Genomic DNA, 18,334 nt, shown 5'->3' with positions numbered 1-18,334 from the left:
GCCATGATGGTGTGTCAGCTGAAGACGACGGAGCGTACCTTCAGCCGTTCGGAAACTCCGCCGGTGTGGGGGCGGAGGGTGAAGTAGTTGCCCTGGCAGCCAGCTTCGGCGAAGACCGTCGCGGTGGCGTCGGTGCGGTTCTTCGGTGAATGGGCGGGCTGGGGGTTGTCCTGGCCGACGCCGGGCAGGTCGAGGCACTGCTCGCTGGGCGGGCTGTTGAGGAAGCCGGTGGCCTGGTACCCCTCAGCGGTCACGTAGTCATAGCGGAACTGCCCGGTGGCAGCCGAGGCCGGGGCGGAGGCGAGGGTGACGAGCAGGGCGGCACCGAGAAGGGCCGCGCGGGCGGAGCGGAGACGCATGGTGAGTCTTTCTGCTGGTGGGGGACGTTGCCGTGACCTCCCTGCCCCGTCGGGGGAGATCGCATCTGCACACCACCCGTACGGGCGGTGAAGAAACGAACCTGCATACCCCGAAAGGCCCCGGCCCCCCACCTTCCCGGGTCATGTGCTCGGGCCGTCTGTCACCACCGGTCGGCCGATCGGGGCGAACCGGTAGTTGCCGGGCCGGGCGGCGCTCCCCGGGAGGGCTTGGCGCACGGCCGCCCGCCACACGTGACATGTGGCGGGCGGGACCCGGGTGATGGGCGTCCGGGCTGCTGCTGGCTGTCGTCGTGGTTGCTGTGGTGGGCGTGGGTGCGGATGTGCTGCCAGGTGTGGTCGTTGAACGGCTGGTGGACGTGGTCGCGGTGGATCCAGGGGATTTCGGTGAGGTGGCCGTCGGTGAGGCGGATCCAGATCTGGCGGACGTCGTGGGGGTTGTAGTGGATCTCCCACTTCCCGCCGCGGCCGGCGACGGGGGAGGCCTGGCCGCGGTAGGGGGCGAGGAGGTCGTGGTCGTAGGTGCGGTGGTGGATTGTGATGCCGGCGGGGGTGATGGCCTGCCAGCGCACGGGCAGCAGTTCGAGGTAGTCGCGTCCGGTGAGCGGGACGGGGACGTGTCCGGCGACGGCGACGAGCGCGGCCCACATCTGGTTCGGACTGAGGGCTTTGCGGGGCATCATCGGGTGGCGCAGGCCTTCGTGGGGCCGGTGGTGGTAGTGCACCAGCCACTCATCGAGGAGGTCTTGGAGCTGGGGGACGCTGTAGCAGGCGTCTTTGTCGGTGTCGGGGCCGCGGCGGGTGACGTCGGAGCCGGTGTAGCCGGGCAGGTGCTGGCAGAACAGGGCGTTGATGGTGCCGAAGGTCCGCTCGACGATGCCTTTGGCGGTGGGGGCGTGGGGCGGGGCGGGCTGGACGCTGATGCCGAGGTGTTCGCAGGCGGCGGTGAACGCGGCGGAGACGAAGACTTTGCCGCGGTCGACGACGATCGTCTCGGGCAGGACAAAGGGCCGGGCCGCCGCGCCGGCCAGCCGCTCGTCGAGTGCGGCCAGCCGCTGGTGGGGGAGTGCGGGGGCGTGGTCCATGCGCAGGATGTCCGGCCAGGTGGGCCGGGCGGGGTGGGGGACGGCCATCTCCGCCAGCAGCAGGGCCACATCCACGGCCTTGGTCACGCTCGGGCACAGCACGGTGGCGAGGATGGCGCGGGTGGCGACGTCGACGGCGATGGTGAGTTCGGGCCGGGCCAGACGCCCGTCGTCGAAGAGGGCCAGGACGTCCAGGCGGGTGGTGTCGACCTGGACCTGCTCGCCGGGCCGCAGCGCCGTGGCGGGGGTGAAGGCCCGCCCGTCCACGCTCGCCGGCACCTGCCTCACGGGCCCTGTGGGCAGTTCGCCGGGCCGGGCCAAGGTAGTGACCAGACGGTACAGCGTGGCCTGCGACGGCGCGGGCACCGTGCCGGGACCGTGCCGGTCCTCCAGAATCTGGTTGATCAGCGGGAACAGGCCGTTGATGGTGCCGTTGGAGCGGCCGCGGCGGCGACGCAGCGTTTCGCGGACGGCTGCGACGACCCGCTCGTCGGCCCGGCCGGTGGGGCTGGAGGCGCGGGTGGTGCGGTGGTCGAGCAGCCCCCACAAGCCTTGCTTGCGGTAGGCCAGGCGCATGCGCTGCACCGTGGTGCGCGAGACGCGGCCGAAGCCGAGCGCGGTGAGCTCCTCGGCCTTGGCCTGCTCGCGCTGGGCCAGCGTGTGCTGTTCGGGGTCGTACTGCGGCCGTAGGGCCCCTTCGCTGCCGGGCCCGCCGGGCAGCCCACATTCGACTTCCCTGACGTGCCGCTGCCAGGCCAGTGCCTTCTCGCGCGCCGCGGCGGGAGCGGTCTCGAACAGGCCCCACTGCGGAGCTGCTTGGGGCACGTCGGCCCCGATGACGGTGAAGCCGGGGTCAGCGAATAGGTGCCCGGCGAGCACGGCCTGGCCGCCGCCGTCCGGGCCGACGAGGTGGATGTCCTGCCCAGCCAGGGCGACCACCTGCCACTTCACGCCGCGGAAGCGGATGTGCGCCCCGACCCTAACCGCCGGGCGGGCATTGTGCCGCGCGCACTTCCCGTCCTGTTCGGGACTTCCCCGTCCCAGGCGCCGACCAGGACACGCTCGTGCAGCGGCGAGTCCAGGCAGGCTGTCAGATGTCCGTGCCACAGGGCGTGGAAGACCACGGGGAGGACCTCGATCGGGTCACCGGCCGCGACGGCGCCTTCGAGCAGCGGCCGTGGCCGCGTGAACGCCTGAAAGACCGCGGGCATCAGACCGAGGCGGCCGGCGTTACGTGGATGGCGGTAGCCGGCCAGCCACTTCAGGTTCGCCGCCGCTGCCTCGTCCAGCGGGGCGAGCCGCCGGTAGGTCCAGCCGATGTGCGCGCACGCCTGCGCCACCGCTTGGGCGGCTTTCACCGCCCGCTCGCCCCCGGCCTCCGGGTGGCTGGGGCAGTCGGCGAGCAGCGCGGTGCCGTCGGCACGGCGGGCGAAAAGCTGCGGCACCCAGGAACGCACCTGCCCGCGGGGATTACGCCAAAGCAGCCGCACGGGCCGCCCCGCCAGGCCTGTCACGTCCGGGTCGCGGTCCAGGACCATCAGCTGGACACGCATCGCGTTCGACCCAGCGGCTACGTGCCGCCCGGTGGTCGCCGACCACCCCAGGCCCGGCCCCCAGCGCCGCCCCGGGACCACCGGGAACGCCGACACCGGCGGCAAGTCCTCGAACGCCACGGTCATGGCGGCATCCGCCCACCGCTGCTGGACCGCCTGCCCCACCGGGTCGAGGAACACCACCTCGAACCCGCTGCCCTGGTCCACGGCCGCTCGCCCTGCCAGGCTCCTGGGCCGGGCCGCTCCTGTGCTGGTCACCCGCGCCAGCCAAGCCGCTCCCGCCCACCCGGACGGCCGTTTTCAGTGTTTCTGCCACGAACGAGTGCCGTATCAGCTAACAGCCGACCTGCCCGTCGGCGCATCGCTCTCAGCCGCCGTTCTCCTGCCTGCCCGCCGTGACCCAGGTGTGTAGGGGGCTGGTGTAGTCGACGGTGAGGAGTGGGCCGAGCCAGGGCCGGTTCAGGCGGTGGCCGAGGTGGTGGACGAGGCGCCCTCCTGCGCCCCAGCCGGCCGGGCGCACCCGGTCGCGGTCGGCGTGCGCCATCCGGATGCAGGCGGGGTGCGTCAACGCCTGCGCCAGGGCAATGGTTTCCGGGAGGACGGCCGCGTCGCGTACGGCCGCGGACCATACGGTTTCCGGGCCATCGGCCGCGCCGTGGGTGAGGCGGTGCACACGCGCCGGCCAGATCCGTTCGGCCTGCCAGGCGGGGGCCTGCTGCCACCATCCGAGCACGATGGTGCGGGCCAGAGTGAACGCGCGGCGCGGATCGTGTCCGCGGCGGGCGGCGTGCCGGGCCAGCGCCGGCCAGCGTTGCTGGGCGTGGCCGATCTCGGGGCAGGTGGCGACGTCCAGCCAGCCGGGCTGCTCGCCATGGCCTGGTTCGGCGTCGCTCTGCCAGTGCTGGTGCCGGTGGCAGACCCGCCGCCACAGGGGCAGGTACCGCACGGCGTGTACCGGGTGGCCGGTGCGCCGGGCCGTGCACAGCCGGCACGCGATGGCCACGGACCCGAATGTGCGGGCGTCCTGGAAGCGCACCCGCCCCGCTGCAAGCCCGCCCGGCCAGGGCCCGTCCGCTGCGCGGCCGCCGCTTGCGCATCGTGCGCCGCCGGCGGGAGCGAACGCGGCCGGTCCCTGCTGCCACGTCGGCAGGGCACGCGCCAGCCTGGTCTGCGGTATGCCGCTCAGCTCTTCCAGTTGTTCCTGTCCGGCCTCGTCGAACAGCGCCTCCACCACCGCCGAGAGGGGGCGGCCCCTGCGCGGCCGCGGATGGCGGTTGGCCTGCCGCCAGCCGTCCAGCAGCATCCCGCTGTCCATCCCGTATCGGGCGGCGAGCCGGCACAGGTACGACCACGTCGTCTCCCCGCCCAGCGGAGCCACCCTCAGCACACCCCTCACGAACCTCAAACTGCCCCCGTCCTGCCGGCCCGGGCGGGGGAATGGCCCGTAGCCACCCACACGCACCACCGTTACGCGCAACAGGCCCGCCACCACCCACTGCTGCGCTACCGTGCCCGTGCCGCTGCTCCCCGCACGCGCGGGGGAATCGAGCCCTAAACAGTTCCTGACCAGCAAAGTCCCCGCGTGTGCGGGGAACAGTCGCGGAGCAAGAAGGTCCTGCAGTCCGCGCGTGTGTGAGGAAGGTCCGCATGTCTGACCCCATACCGTCGTCCACCTCGCGGCGCTGCCACCACTGCCATCGCCCCGTTGTCGGCTCGGTGAGCCGCTGCCCAGACTGCCGAAGCCTGCGCCGCACGCCCGACCGCGCCTACCGGCAGGAGCTAGCCGACGCACTCTTCCCACCCGCCGCCCGCGCCGCCCTCCTGGGTGCGATGTGCCGGTTTGGTGTCGGTGGGTGGGTGTCAGTGACGGCACATCAGAACTGGGTGTTTCCGCTGGTGGGGTGTTGAGGTAGGGCGTGGTTACTGTCGTGGGGCGGTATCGGCAGTCGGCGCGGCTGTCGTGGGGCGGTACACCCCGCTCCGTTCCACTGTCTTGAGAACGGCACTTCTGATCCTTCCGAGAGCTGCGCGGCGGCACGGTGGTCGATGTCGGTTTTGCGCGGGCGGAAGGGTGTGGGGTGGGGGAGCCGGGCGCGTGGGGTGAGGTCACGGCGGGGTTGAGGGTGTCCAGACCGGTGCTGGTTGCGCGGCTGCTGGAGTTGGATGCGGCGGGGGTGCTGACGACGGCGCATGTGCGTGCGGGCGCCCAGGTGGGCGGGGTGAATGTGCGCACGGTGTGGCGCTGGCTGGATGCGGCGCGGACGGAGGGCCGCGTGGAGCGCAGGCCGCGGGCCCGGCTGGAGTTGTCCGACCAGGCGTGGGAGGTGCTGGCTCAGGCGGGCGGGAACGTGGCGGCGCTGCACCGGCATTTGAAGGAGGCCGGGGGCGAGGTGTCCTCGCTGGCTTCGTTGCACCGGGCGGTGCGCCGGGACCTTCAGGCCGGCAGGGTCCTGCCGGACCGCGCGGTGGCGCGGCGGGAGCGTGAAGAACAGCAAACGCGGCAGGCCCTGTCTGACCTCGCCCTGGCCGGACCGAGTGAGGCAGGCGCAGCGAAAGTGGCTGCGCGTCGGCTGCCGCCCTCTGAGCCAGGTGCGGTCGCAGGCTCGAGGGAGAGCGGCGCGGTGGCGGGTGTGGTGTTGCCGGCGGGCGCGCAGTTGGTGCGGACGTCGTCGGTGCGGGCCGTGGCCGAGGCGGTCGGGCAGGCGATGGCGAGCCAGGGCGCGGTGTGTGTCTTCGGCAATCCGGGCCGGGGCAAGACCGCCGCCGTGCGGATGGCGCTCCACGAGGTCCCGCCGGGCTGGAAGGTGACGTGGGTGCCGGTACCGGTGCGCCCGTCGGTGGCCGGCATGAGGCGTGCGGTATTCGACGCGCTGGCGCTGGCGGGCCGTTTCCCGCACACGTCGGCGCTGGCCGACGCCGCGGTCACGGGGGCCTTGGGTGAGGCGCGGGTGCTGGTGGTCGACGAGGCGCAGCGCCTGCCCGTGCCGTGCCTGGAGTACCTGCAGAGCCTGTGGGACCACCCCGGCACCCGGATCACGCTGGTGCTCGTCGGGGCGGGCAGCGAGCGGGCGCTGTCCCGGCTGCCGCAGCTGGCATCGCGTATCGGCGCATGGCAGGAGGTTCCACGCTTGACCGGAGCGGAAGTGGCGACCGTGGTGACCGGCTTCCATCCGCTGTGGCGCACCGTACCGGCCCCGGACCTGACGTGGATCGACCGGTCGTGCGCGCACGGCACGTTCCGCACGTGGGCCGCTTTGACTGCGCACCTGCAGAACGCGCTGCTCACCACCGCTGATGCATCCATCGACCGGGCCTTGCTGAGGCGGCTGTTCCAGCGGGTCGCGCCGCCACTGTGAACAGAGCGCTCCTGCAAGCAACGGGAGGGCGATCGCATGCTCCCGGCCACCGGCAAGCACACAACGTCCCACCCGTGTGAGGGGAGCTGACATGAAGGACGGCGACGCCATCCGCCCAGACGGCGGACTGCCTGCGGCGTCGAGGACGGCGCTGCGCGGTCCGGCCGTGCGGCGGCTGCTCACACTGCGGGCAGCCAAGAAGCTGACAGCAGTCCATGTACGGGTGGCCGCGGATGCGCTTGGAGTGTCGGAGCGCACGGTGTGGCGCTGGCTGGCCACCGCTCAGAGCGATGAGACCGCGGCCGCCAACCCCGGCGCACGCTCCCGGGTCGATGCAAGGTTCACGGTCACGCCCGAGGTCCGTGGACTGTTGGCGCTGTGGAAGGGGAACGTGCGGGCGGTCCACCGCGAACTGGTCCTGCGTGCTGCCAGGCACTCTCCGCCTGCAGACGCACCGTCGCTGACGACGCTGCACCGGGCGATCCGCCGTGATCTGACGCCGGGGGAGCGGGCCGGACTTGCGGGAGGCGAGCGGGCGGCGCGCAAGCACGACGTATTCCTGGCCCGGCCGCGGGGCTGGCGCAACCAGGCGTGGGAGACGGACCACGTCCAGGCGCCGGTGCTGGTCGATGTCGAGGGCAGGGCCCGCAGGCCGTGGATCACCTGGTTCACCGACTGCGCGACGAACGCGATCACCGGTGTTGCGGTAACGCCGGGGGATCCGTCGCGGGAGTCGGTGCTTTCCGCGCTGCGCTCCGCGGTCCTGCATGAGGAACCCTACGGCCCGTTCGGCGGCGTGCCCGAGAAGGTACGGGTGGACCGTGGCAAAGACTTCCTGTCCCGGACGGTGACCGCAGCGTTCGATCTCCTCGACGTGACGGTGGAGTACCTGCCCGCCTACACCCCCCACCTCAAGGGCACCGTGGAGGGCCTGAACCGGGCGGTGGAGGGCATGTTCCTGGCCTCGCTGCCCGGCTACGCCCCGCCCCGGCAAACGCGCCTCCCGTCCGAAGGACGAAGTGCTGCTCGGCTTCGAGGACTTCACCACCCAGCTTCTGGCCTGGACGCTCTGGTGGAACACCGAGCACCGCCCGGCGCCGTTGCGAGGCAAGACTCCGCTTCAGGCGTGGCAGGACGATCCCACCCCGCTTCGGGACGTGCCCGCGACAGATCTGTGGACGTTCACCCTGGAGGAGGCCGGCACCCGCACGCTGACCACCCGCGGCATCCGCTTCAGGAAACGCGACTACGTGGGGCCGTGGATGACCGGCCAGGCCGGGATCCAGGTGAGGGTCCGCTTCATGCCCCACCACGACCACCGCATCGAGGTCTACCACGCCGCCACCGGCCGCTACCTGGGCCCCGCGGACCTGGCCGACCAGGCTACCGACGAGCAGATCAGCGCCGTACGAAGGGCGCGGTCCGCCCGCACCCGCCGCCTGAAGAAGGACCTGGAGGCCTCGCAGCGCGAGCGCTACGCCGCCGTGAACCAGCCCGAGGCACCTCAGCGGCTCGGCGCGCTGACCACCGCGCAGGCCGAGGCCGAACTCGCCCAGACCGCCGACGCCGACCTCGCGCAGCTCGCGATGCCGGACCTCATCCCGCACGCCGCGCCCCCGGCCGACTGGCGCACCCCTGCTTCCCTAGCCGCGCTGACCACGCCAGGCCCGCCCATCCTGCACCCGTCCGGCCGTGGTGGCGCTTCCGTCCCGGACGGCCGCGACGGGAGGGCTACGCCTCTCACCACCGATGAAGACGGAGACGCCTCGTGACCGCGGCCACCTACCAGTACGTCGACCTGCCCGATGCCTCTGTGGTCACCACCCGCGCCCTGCTCACCGCCCGGGAGAACATCGCCGACACGGTCGCCGCGCGGGCCATGATGTGCATCCACGGCGGGGCCGGCTTCGGCAAGACCCTCGCCGTCAACACCTGCCTGCGCGGACTCGAACCGCACGAGGACGTCCGCAAGATCACCTTCCGTGCCCGGCCCACCGCCCGCGCGGTGCGCTACGAGTTGTTCACCGCGCTCGACTTGGCCGGTGAACCGCCGCGCCACCCCAGTGAATTCGACCGTCTACTGAAGACCGCTCTGGCTGAACGCTCTCGTACCTTCCTGGTGGACGAGGCCCAGTGGCTCAACGGGGAGGCGTTCGAATATTTCCGCTATCTGTGGGACGAACCCTCCACCCAGCTCGCGATCATCTTCGTCGGCGGGGAGGGCTGCCACACCGTGCTGCGCCGCGAGCCGATGCTGTCCTCCCGGATCTTCATCTGGCAGCACTTCACCCGCCTCACCCCCAGCGAAGTCCTCGAAGCCATCCCCCTGTTCCACCCCATCTGGGCCGACGCCGACCCCGACGACATCACCTTCGCCGACAGCCACGCCGCACACGGCAACTTCCGCGCCTGGGCCCAGCTGACCGCCCACACCCGCACCGCCCTGGCTCGCACCGGCCGCCCACGCGTCGACCAAGAACTGCTGCGCTGGGCCTTCAGCCGCCTCGCCTGACCACCACGCCGCCATGCCGCTCGCCGCGCCACCTCCCGTCACCGTGGTCATCGACCGCCATGACGACGTGATTCACACGCACACCGCCCTGGCCGCCCACCATCCGCCGTCCGGCCGGATCACCCTGCACCCCGGCCCGGGCACCACCAGCGAAACCGGCCTCGCCCACGACCTTCTCGCCGCCCTGGAAAAGCCGCCCCTGCTTCCAGGCCGTTTCCCTGGTGGCCGTCAGCCGGCGTGGGAAGCCGCCACGGCCTGGATCACTGCTCTTCCCGTCACCCGGCTGATCGTCCTGCGCGCCCACCGCCTCACCGCCCGCCGCGCGATGCGCCTCCTGCAACTGCGCACGCTCACCGGTATCCACCTGATCTTGGTCTGCCACCGGCCCCACCTGCCCGCCGCCCTGCACCAAGCCCTGCAAGCGGCCGACCACATCATCACTACCGACTTTCAGACCGCCCGCCGCCACTACTACGGCGCGACCGCCCCCGTGCCCCTGCCTGCAGACCAACCGGGCCGGCCAAGCAGCCGATGGCTCACCCTGCCTGCACTCGACCGCCTCGTCTCCTACGACAGTCCCAGCCCCTGCGCCCCCCCGTGCACGCCGCCGCCGATCGTCTGGCGGCACCGCCCACCGCCCACACCGCTCACCCCGTACGCTGCCCAGCAAGTCGCTCATCGGCTTCATGGGGTGACCGCGCACCCTCGCCTGGCCGCGACCGTTGCCGCTGCACTGATCACCGGTGCGTCCCTCCAGCAACTTGCTACCGCACGCCCTCGCGACTACGACGACGCTGCGGCCACACTCGCCCTGCACGACCGCGCCCGCTACACCGACGGCTGCGCCGCCTACCCCGTACCGCCCTGGGCGGGTGTCTTCCTGCGGGCCGCGGCCTGCTTCGCCCGGCTCGTATCCGGCGAGGACCACGAATTGTTCGCCACGCCAGGAGGCCGTGCCCTCCTGCTGCGCGTGGCCGAGACGGCCAGGCTGCGCCCGTCCCAGCCGCCTGTGGCCCGCCGCCAAGGCCCGGCCGGCCGTGTGGAGTGGGACTGGCGCGAGCGGCAGGAAGCCAACAGGTACGAAGCGATGCTGGCCGTACGCACCAGGCACTCGCGGCGCTGAAGGCCCCTGACGCGTCCGTACAGGGCACGCTCATCCGATCGAGAAGTCGGCGAACTCGAGGTCGCTGAAGGCGATGTGCAGGCCGTGGGCGCGGCGACCCCCATCGCGGAAGTAGGCATGCCCCAGCGCGCGGGCGAGGATCACCATCTGCTGCTGCTCACCCGCGCCGGCGTCCCGGGCGGCGAACAACTCCCGGGCTACCTCTCCCGGCAGGTACTGGGTGATCCACCGCACCCGCGGGTCGTCCGAGGAACCGGCCGCAGCAGCGAACCCGAATCGCGCCCTGGTGTGGAAGACGAAGCCCTCCGCTTCGGCCCGGGCGCGCCGGCGGGCTCGTATTCGAGGCTGCCACCGAGCCAGGACTGCTTCCTCGATCGCCCGCAGATGCAGCGGGCCCGGCGTGCGACGCGCTCCGGGCTTCTTTGTCACCCACCTCTGCACGGTGCGCTGCGACACCCCAAGGACCGCGGCCACCTTCTGGGTGGAATACCGATGCGTTGCCAGCAGAAACCGCAGGCGAGCCTCGGTGCTCAAGGGAACGGGCCGGGTGCGCAGCGCCTGCCCCAGCCCTTGCTCGATATGCCCCACGTGCGCCTCCCCATGCGGCCAGTCGACAGGCCGGCATCCTGCAGCCCGTGACTTCAGTCCTCCCACACCGCTCGCCCCCGCCCGCCAGTTCCAGCGTCTTCGGGACAGCACCGGCCGACGTCGGCTACGGGAGCCGGGATGGGGTGTCCCGACCCCCGGGCCGGCCTGCTGCGCCTTGCTCGGACTCCGCACCAGATGCGGGGCTGCCCGAGTGGAGAAAAGGCCTCGAAGAAAGGCGGATCAGTCGGCGTAGTAGTTGTCTGTGGTGTGGTCCTCGGCGATGGCGAGCAGGAGTGTGGGTCCGACAGGTTGCCGGTTCTGGCTGGGTTTGAAGGTGGCACCGAGCATGGCTTCGATAGTCCAGTGCGTGGATGGCAAAGCGCTGAGGGCGAGGTCGAGTGAGGCTGCAACATCCTCGTTCTGAAGGGCCTGCACAAGAGGTTCCGCCGGTCCGCTGTGTAGGACGACAGGAATGGCGGTTCCAGGCGGAGGGCCGGAGAGACAGAAGCGAGAGTCCGACAGCGTCGCGAGGCCGCTTCGTAGGACTTGTAGATCCTTGTCGCTGAGGCCGACAGGTTCCACGAGTTCCTCGAGGTAGGCAGGCAACGAGACGGTCTTCGGGTCTGGACCATAGAAGAGAGTGACGTGACCCAGTACACGGAAATGGGCTTCCGTACCGTCGGCGCCCTCAAGGGGAATGCTCCGTGTTGACATACCCTGCCAGGCGCCTATCGCCTGCACCTCAGTCTCAGGAATCGCCAGCGCGCGGTAGGCATTGAGCATGCTGGTGAGCCGTGCGTCGTGAGAGGGAACCTCCATGGCCATCTCTTCCAGCACAAGGGCGGCAGCGGCTCGGCGTGCGGCTCCGGCTGACGCAGCGGAGCTGATGCGGTCGTAGACGAGCCGACGGTAGGTGTCTGTGCTGGCGATGCGCAGGAGTGTTGTGGCGAGGCGCGGTACGTCAACGACCGGTGGGCGGTCCAGGACGCTGAGCAGCCGTTCGATGAGACCTCGTTCGAAGCGGGGCCGTTTAGCGGCGAGGTTGTCATCGAGGATATCCGCGGCGAGTGCTGGCGCGGCGGGGTAGCGGGCGTTCAGCCGGTGGGGATCGGAGTCGAGTTGTTTGAGTAGGTCGAGGATTCTCTTTTCGAAGCGTTCGGAACGTAGGAGGAGCTCGCCAGCGGCGAGCAGCCAGGTGTTGCGCCAGTGGGGGTGGTGGGCGATCAGTCGTAGCCGGGACATCACGACAGCGTCATCGCCTTCGGCGATGGCGCGCGCGGCCATCAGCTCTTGGAGGGTGCGGATGTCGAAGCCGACTCCGTTGTCCCGGGGACCAAGTAGGACGAGCCGGTGGGTGGCGGCTTCGACTAGGGCTCCGGCATGGGTTTCAGCGTCGGCGGGTGTGAATCCGCGGTCCAACAGGCGCTGCAGGGCAATGTCGTGGAGACCATGAGGGCTGATCGTTGCTTCGGCTCCGTCCGCGGTTTCGGAGGCGGCTTGGAGGATGAGCCCGACGTGCTCGTGGAGACGGTCGATTTGGGTGCGGTGCTGGGAAAGGAACCGTGCGATGGGGATGTCTTTGGCGACTTCCCGATCGAACATCGTCCGGTAGTACATGTCGAACAGCGTGAACCGGTCAGGGGGCAGCGTGGGGAATTTCTCCACGATGAACGACATGATCGTCACCTGCAGCGGTGTCTCCATCAGGCGGATCGTCACCGGGTCACGAGCAGCGTCTCGCATGCGTGCTGCCACCTTGATCCGCATCTCGTCATCGTCGGTGAAGCGCTTGTCGGTGATCTGCTGAGCGAAGGCTGCTGCCTCACCGGCAGGGAGTCGCTGCAACTGCAGGTGTTCGAAGCGGTCTGCGGGGAAGCGTTCGTCGTAGCCGGTGGGGCGGGTGGTGACCACGATGAGGAGATCGGCGTCGAGGTCCTCGGCACTGGTGAGCAGGTCGTCGATCTTGCTGTAGATGAGACGGCGAGCGTCAACCGAGGGAACTTCATCAAGGCCATCGAGGATCAGAGCCCACGGCCATGCTCGGAGCCACCCACGGAGCGCGCTGGGAGAGATATCCCGGTCGGTGCGTTCGGACAGCCGTGTGGAGATCCATCGCAGCAGGGAAACCTCGGCGCCGCTGGCCAGCTCCTCGGCATACTTGGCGAGGTCGATACGTGTCGGCCAGCGACGGTTGCTGGGGACTGACAGTCCGAGTCGGGCGAGAGCCGAGCGTGTGCCGTCGATGACTTCCTGGACTGAAGGCCCCGGACTGGCGCCCGTGAGTAGTGCCACCCGGTAGGCCTGCGCGATGAGTTGGCTGAGGGTGGACTTGCCCTGTCCCGGGCCGCCGACGAGCACAACGTTGGATCGCTTGATGCGGTCTGGTTGGCGCTGACGCAACACCATGTCGCCAAGCTCCAGCACACGCTGAACGGCTCGGACGGTCAGGTCGCCGTCGGGACTGCCGAGAGTTGCGGGCAGGTCAATCGCGATGTCGTCGAGCCAGAGCTTCGCCTCACCCGGACCGCCTGACTGACTCAGCCGGATCCAGCGGTCGTCCTTGATCGCATGAAGGAGCTGCTCGCGCAACGGGTCCTGTGCATCGAAGGTCCCCAGGCTGACCCAGTCGGGGGCCAGTTTCGCCAGAACGTCACCGGCCGTCAGAAGAGCGGGAAAGGCGTAGCGAACTTCCTGGTTGGCATCCAGCATCGAGCGGATCTGGTCCCCATGCCAGATCGCAAAGTCTTTGACCCGCAGGCCGCTACGGGTGGTCTCCATCTCAGTCAGCCGTTTCCTCACGGCCTGGTTCACTTTGTCAATCCCGCCAACCTTGGCAACAGCGGACAGGTCGACGTTGGTGACAAAGATCAAATAATCGGGAAGACGAGAGCGGGTGCTCGCTTGCGCAGCTCTGATCCAACCGTCGATCTCGTTCTTGATCTGCGCCTGCAACCACAGAGCGTTGTCGTGTGGGGTCTGCCCGGGTTTCACATGGAATTTGGCCTGCAGGACGGTGTACCCCGACCAGCAGTCCAAGCGGTCCGCGCCCCCGGTCGACGTGCTGGACCAGTTGATCGTGCCTTCGAACGTTGCCTCACGGCCGCCGTCGCGTCCGTCACCGAAAACCTGCACCCCCGGCCCGATGTCCCGACGAGCCAGAGCAACCACGAGCTGCTCAAAGGCGCGAGTTCCAAGGCGTGTCAGGTCATAGTCGGGCACGTGGTTCACTCTGCCAGAATCGAGGATTGCTCGTGGGTTGAGGGAGGAGCCTCGGTCCCCGGCTGAGGAGACGCGGGCCCCAACACCTGACAGGACATGGCCAGGACCGCATTCCGATGGCCAGCAGACGTGCTCACGCCCACTGCATGCCCAGTTCCCGCAGTGCGGCGCGTTGCTCCCCAGTGAGCTTGTCGCACCTCGCGCGGGTGTTCGATACCCACACGCCCAGCTTGACGACCACTGGCTCCGTCTCGCCGTCGACCGTGATCTGTTCGCTGTGACCCCTCGGCACGGGCCGGTGGGCGCCTTCTCGCTCGACCCACTGTGCGAGGGCCGCAAGGCCGCGTTGGAATGCTTGCTGCGCCTTGTTCGGGCCCTTCGCACCCTTGGTCGCCGGGGCTGGAGACGGAGCCTCAGCAGGCGTGATGCCCAGCCGGGACAGCCGCTCCTGTTGCTCGGTGGACAGCTGCGCCCAGGTGCCCGGCTGTTTCTGCCGCTGGAGCCACCGGCCGATGTCGTCGCCGTCCATGAGCACGCCGGGTGCGATGTCGGGCAGGCTGCCGTCGGCGTCGACGAGGTCGGCGAAGACGCGGAAGTGCCGCTGCCAGTCCAGGGGCCACGGGCAGTCCCAGTCCGGGTCGATCGCGGTGAGCTGCGCCGCACGCTGCTCCGCCCGCTTCGGGTCCTTGCCCAGGCCGTTCTTCGCGCCCTTGCGCCGGAGGTTGGCCATGTGCTGCCCGATGGGCACCATGGCCTCGCCCTCGCCCCAGACCGCGTCCTGACGCGGGGCGAGGTGCCCCGTGGCCCGTCGGTACGAGCGCAGCGCGGCGAGCTTGCTCTCCCAGGCTTCCTCGCCGGGCTCCCACACCATCCCGGCCTCGGGCGCGTCCAGCAGCTCCTTGCGGCGCGGCTCCAGCTCACCCGCCCGCAGTGCCTTGCGCTGCTGGTGCACCCACCTGCCCAGCGGGAAGTCCTTCGTGACGCCCACCGTCGTCTCGGTGTCGTACGGGACGGCGTACAGGCCGGTGATCTCGTTCTCGGCCCGCCAGCGGATGAGGGCCTGGTAGCCCTCCAGCCACACCAAGCTCTCTGGCCGGTATACGCGGGTGCGCAGGAACGCGGCGATCGTCGCCGCGTCGCGGGGAGTGCTGAAGTGGAGCAGGGCGGACTCGGCGGCGCCTTGGGTGTCGTCGTGGCCCTGGTCCTCGCTGTCGCCCTCGCCGACGGCGCCGATGATCCGGCCGTCCTCGTCGCGCCGGATGTGGACCTTGCGCTTGCCGCTGGTGAGGGCGCGGGAGGCGAGCTGTTCGACCAGGCGCTCATCGTGGCTGCGCAGGCCTTGGAGTACGGCTACGAGGGGCTTGAAGCTCGCGGAGGCGACCATGTCGGTCGGGTCCTCGCCCGGCTCGAGGAAGACCGGCACGATGATCCGCGCGACCTTGGTGGAGCCGTCGCGGTTCAGCCTGAGCGCGCGGCCGATGTTCTGCACGATCTCGACCTGAGAGCCGCGGGTGTCGGCGAAGCAGATCGCCTCCACTCCGCGCTCGCCGGTGATGTCGACGCCTTCCCCGAGGACCCGTACGGAGGCGAGGAAAGCCCGGTGTACGCGCCGGTTGTTGGCGTCGATGCCGTTGGCGAACTGCCGCAGGACCTTGCGGCGTTCGGCCACCAGGTGGTCGCCGCACAGCCACGCCGCCCACACCCGGTCCGGCGGCACGTGGCGGCCGGCCTCCAGCCCGTAGAACTCCGCGTCGATCGACGACGCGGGGAGCTCCTTCTCCGCCTTGACCATCGTCGCGTCATCGGTCTCGGTGACGTACAGCTCGGCAGCGGTCTTCGGCAGCGCCTCCGCGAACGCGGCGGCCTCCTCAACCTTCTGATGGAAGGTCATGACCGTACGCAGGTTGTACGCGGCTGCGTGCTCCAGGAGCGCGGTCTGCAGGAGCGCCAGGCGCCGGCCCCGCCGCGCCTCCTCCGACTCCCCGAGGACCGGTGAGGGGTCGCGGATCTCCAGCACGTCGATCTCGAACGGGGCGAGAATTTCCCGCTCGATCGCCTCGCTCAGCCCGAGTTCGGCCAGCCACGCCCCGTACGTCCCGTCCGGGTCGTCGGTCATGCTCGCTATCTCCAGCTCCTGGCCGTCCTTCCCGCGCTGCGGGCGGGGCGCGGCGAGGATGCGCGGGGTTGCGGTCAGGTAGAGCCGGAAGTCGGCGGGGATGCGGGCGTTGTCGTGGATCGCCGCCCACGGACGGCCAAGATCACCTGCGGTTCCGTGGGCCTCATCCACGATCGCGAGGTCGAAGCCTGCCATCTGCTGTCCGTACAGGCTCTCTCCGCCTGCCAGAGCGGCCTCGAGCGGCCCGCGGACCTTCCGCTGGCCCATCGGGTCGTCGAAGTCCTCGCGGTCCACGAGAGAGGCGTACGTGGCGAACACGACCACAGGCCCCGACCCTGCCCACAGGGCGAGCTGGATGGGGTTGGTAGTGGTTCGTACCCCCAGCCTGTTCAGGACCGGGTCGTTCTCCAGCGAGCACACGGCGACCATGGGGGAGCGGTGGCCCACCGCCCGCCACGCCTGGGCGGTCTGCACGAGCAGGTCCAGGGTCGGCACCGTGACGAGGATCCGGCCGCCCGGGAAGCACTCCAGCGCGCTCGCGGCAGCCATGATCGTTTTGCCTGAGCCGGTCGCTGACACGATCGTGCCACGGGCACCCTGAGGGGGTACAGATGACCTTGCAGGGAATCCCACCCACCTACGAAAGGCAGATTTCTGATCGACCTGGTGTTTCTTGAGCGGAATCCTGCTCATCGCCCGTCCCTTTCCCCCGTGTCGTACAGCCAGCTGTTCTGAAGCCTTTCGAGCGCGGTTTCCTCCTGCCCATGCTTCGCCCAAATCCCTTCAAGCCAGAGCGGGGACGTCTCGATCCTCTCGCACAGCGCCAGAAACCCGGGCAGGTCGATCAGCACGAACTCGCCCGCGAACATGCCGCCGGGCCCGTAGCGGCGCCACAGCCGCTCCAGCCGTGCCCGGTGCTCGTGCAGGTACGCCTCCAACGCCTGCGGGTAGGTCTCCCGCTCCGCCATGCGCACGGTCCGCAGGGCGACGTCCACGAGCTCCCGGGCCGCCTCCCTGTCCCACTGCTCCGAGCTGGTGCCGGTCACGGCCGCGTAGTGCTGCTCGCAGACGGCGAGGACCTGCTCGATGAGCTCCGCCGGGGCCTCGCTGTCCTCGTCATCGCGGGGGCGCCGGCCTTCGGCTTCCAACAGACGCACGGGGAGCCGGGCGTCGGCTTCCACCAGGTCCAGGCCGTGATGGGCGAAGTGGGCCAGGAGCAGGCGGGACAGGACCTCCCCGTCCCGGGCGTACAGCTGAGAGTGCTCCTCTCCGCTGTCGGAGGAGACGATGGCTCGAGTGAAGACGGTGTCGAAGAAGAACTCGGACAGGACACCGACCAGCTCCGGGCGGGCAGATGCCGACTGGTCGTCCAGCGCGGCAACAGCGGCGTCCATGACCGCAGTGAGGAACCGCCCGCGAGCGGCCTGCAGTTGACGCGCCTCGCTCTGCGGGCTCTCCTCGACAGCCTCCACAACGCGGTACAAGCCCTGGTCCCCGTACAGGCCACCCGGCTTCTCCTTCGCCCGGCGCACCTTTGCCACGGCCTCCTCAACGGACCGCGCGTAGGTGTAGTTCGTCACCACCGAGGCCCCGGGATGAGCCGGGTCGGTCCGCTGCGTCACGATCCGATAGCGGATCAGCCTGGAGTCAGACTCCACCGCCCCACCGCCCTCACCTTCCTGACGGTCCCGCAGCGCCTGGCGCCAGCGGTCTGCTCGGGCGTCATTCTCGGAGGAGTAGGCGTCCCACCCCGTGCCGCCCATCAAGGCCCAGATGCGCCGCAGCTCGTTCCGCCGGACCGCCGCCAGCCGCTCCTCCGTACTGAGCGGCCTCGGCCGGTCGTCACTATTTTCCAGGCCACCCGCAGCCACATACCGCTCGTGGATCTGCTCCGCCGTCAATCCGGTAACCTCACGCTGGATTTCCTCCCGCGCCTTCAGGCGCATTTCGACACTCAGCGAATTCAAGTTGTATCCCCGGTTTCTGGCCCCGCCCGAATGGTTGGGGGTGTCCCGTGTTTCTGCCAATGGTACATGGTGCATCAACCTGAGCCACGCGGTACACTAGAACTCGACACGAACGAGCGACCCCCACCCTCGTAGCCAGCCCGGCCCGCGCCAGCGGGCCCCAACGGGTTTGGAGGCGCAGCCGGAAGGACCGTCAGGCGGGGGAGCGCAGCGGACCCGCCGACCAGGCTGGAGCGAAGCGGAAGCCTGGTAGCGGGACGCAGTCCCGCCGGTCCGGGAGCGCAGCGGACGGACCGTCACCCCTCTTGCGCAGCAAGAGGGGTGAGCGGGCGGCGCAGCCGCCCGCCAGCGCTCCCGCGGAGCGGGAGCGCAACACCCCCGCGCAGCGGGGGTGTTCGCTTGCACATCGCGCAGCGATGTGGTACCCGCTCCGCGGGG

At 70.2% G+C, this 18,334-nt stretch carries 11 protein-coding genes and 1 pseudogene; 4 read left to right on the top strand and 8 right to left on the bottom strand.

Annotated elements, in window-relative coordinates; all coding sequences use genetic code 11:
• Positions 1–14: 14 nt before the first annotated feature.
• From ACFYP4_RS28670 to ACFYP4_RS28655, 4 genes are all read right to left on the bottom strand, one after another.
• Positions 15–359, bottom strand: coding sequence for a hypothetical protein (locus ACFYP4_RS28670; RefSeq protein WP_388789247.1), 345 nt, complete (start codon positions 357–359; stop codon positions 15–17).
• A gap of 161 nt (positions 360–520) precedes the next feature.
• Positions 521–2,413, bottom strand: coding sequence for a Mu transposase C-terminal domain-containing protein (locus tag ACFYP4_RS28665; protein WP_388789244.1), 1,893 nt, complete (start codon positions 2,411–2,413; stop codon positions 521–523).
• A complete protein-coding gene (locus tag ACFYP4_RS28660; protein WP_388789241.1) occupies positions 2,410–3,273 on the bottom strand; it encodes a TnsA-like heteromeric transposase endonuclease subunit in 864 nt (287 codons plus the stop codon). The genes ACFYP4_RS28665 and ACFYP4_RS28660 overlap by 4 nt, the downstream gene beginning before the upstream one ends.
• Before the next feature lie 109 nt (positions 3,274–3,382).
• Positions 3,383–4,411: a TniQ family protein gene (locus ACFYP4_RS28655; protein WP_388789238.1), complete on the bottom strand. Its 1,029-nt coding sequence runs from the start codon at positions 4,409–4,411 to the stop codon at positions 3,383–3,385.
• Positions 4,412–5,138: 727 nt separating this feature from the next.
• Between ACFYP4_RS28655 and ACFYP4_RS28650 the strand changes: the two genes are divergently transcribed.
• The 4 genes and pseudogenes from ACFYP4_RS28650 to ACFYP4_RS28635 all read left to right on the top strand — a co-directional run bounded on the left by ACFYP4_RS28650 (position 5,139) and on the right by ACFYP4_RS28635 (position 10,006).
• The gene (locus ACFYP4_RS28650) at positions 5,139–6,371 is read left to right on the top strand and encodes an AAA family ATPase (protein ID WP_388789235.1); all 1,233 of its coding nucleotides are present in this window, start codon (positions 5,139–5,141) and stop codon (positions 6,369–6,371) included.
• Between the two features lie 166 nt (positions 6,372–6,537).
• Positions 6,538–8,041, top strand: a pseudogene (locus ACFYP4_RS28645) (Mu transposase C-terminal domain-containing protein); the annotation flags it as partial.
• Positions 8,042–8,139: 98 nt separating this feature from the next.
• A complete protein-coding gene (locus ACFYP4_RS28640) occupies positions 8,140–8,883 on the top strand; it encodes an AAA family ATPase (RefSeq protein ID WP_388789232.1) in 744 nt (247 codons plus the stop codon).
• A gap of 13 nt (positions 8,884–8,896) precedes the next feature.
• On the top strand, positions 8,897–10,006 hold the full coding sequence (locus ACFYP4_RS28635; RefSeq protein WP_388789230.1) for a hypothetical protein: 1,110 nt from the start codon (positions 8,897–8,899) through the stop codon (positions 10,004–10,006).
• Positions 10,007–10,036: 30 nt separating this feature from the next.
• Here the strand turns inward: ACFYP4_RS28635 and tpg are convergent, their stop codons facing one another.
• From tpg to ACFYP4_RS28615, 4 genes are all read right to left on the bottom strand, one after another.
• Complete coding sequence (gene tpg, locus ACFYP4_RS28630) at positions 10,037–10,594, bottom strand: telomere-protecting terminal protein Tpg (RefSeq protein WP_388789228.1); 558 nt, start codon at positions 10,592–10,594, stop codon at positions 10,037–10,039.
• A gap of 240 nt (positions 10,595–10,834) precedes the next feature.
• Positions 10,835–13,813 (bottom strand): NACHT domain-containing protein, encoded by a 2,979-nt coding sequence (locus tag ACFYP4_RS28625; RefSeq protein WP_388789226.1) that lies wholly within the window; start codon positions 13,811–13,813, stop codon positions 10,835–10,837.
• A 133-nt stretch (positions 13,814–13,946) separates the two neighbouring features.
• Positions 13,947–16,622, bottom strand: coding sequence for a Helicase associated domain protein (locus tag ACFYP4_RS28620; RefSeq protein WP_388789224.1), 2,676 nt, complete (start codon positions 16,620–16,622; stop codon positions 13,947–13,949).
• On the bottom strand, positions 16,619–17,956 hold the full coding sequence (locus tag ACFYP4_RS28615) for a hypothetical protein (RefSeq protein ID WP_388789222.1): 1,338 nt from the start codon (positions 17,954–17,956) through the stop codon (positions 16,619–16,621). The genes ACFYP4_RS28620 and ACFYP4_RS28615 overlap by 4 nt, the downstream gene beginning before the upstream one ends.
• Positions 17,957–18,334 lie beyond the last annotated feature (378 nt).

This window comes from Streptomyces sp. NPDC005551 (genome assembly GCF_042871785.1).
GTDB lineage: Bacteria > Actinomycetota > Actinomycetes > Streptomycetales > Streptomycetaceae > Streptomyces.
Note: the sequence above shows the minus strand (reverse complement) of the source record. Positions and strands in the feature narration are given on the sequence as shown.

What these genes read in the sequence shown, in the direction of transcription:
- ACFYP4_RS28670 (WP_388789247.1), bottom strand. Translation starts at nt 359, where the DNA reads ATGCGTCTCCGCTCCGCCCGCGCGGCCCTTCTCGGTGCCGCCCTGCTC.
- ACFYP4_RS28635 (WP_388789230.1), top strand. Translation starts at nt 8,897, where the DNA reads ATGCCGCTCGCCGCGCCACCTCCCGTCACCGTGGTCATCGACCGCCAT.
- ACFYP4_RS28620 (WP_388789224.1), bottom strand. Translation starts at nt 16,622, where the DNA reads ATGAGCAGGATTCCGCTCAAGAAACACCAGGTCGATCAGAAATCTGCC.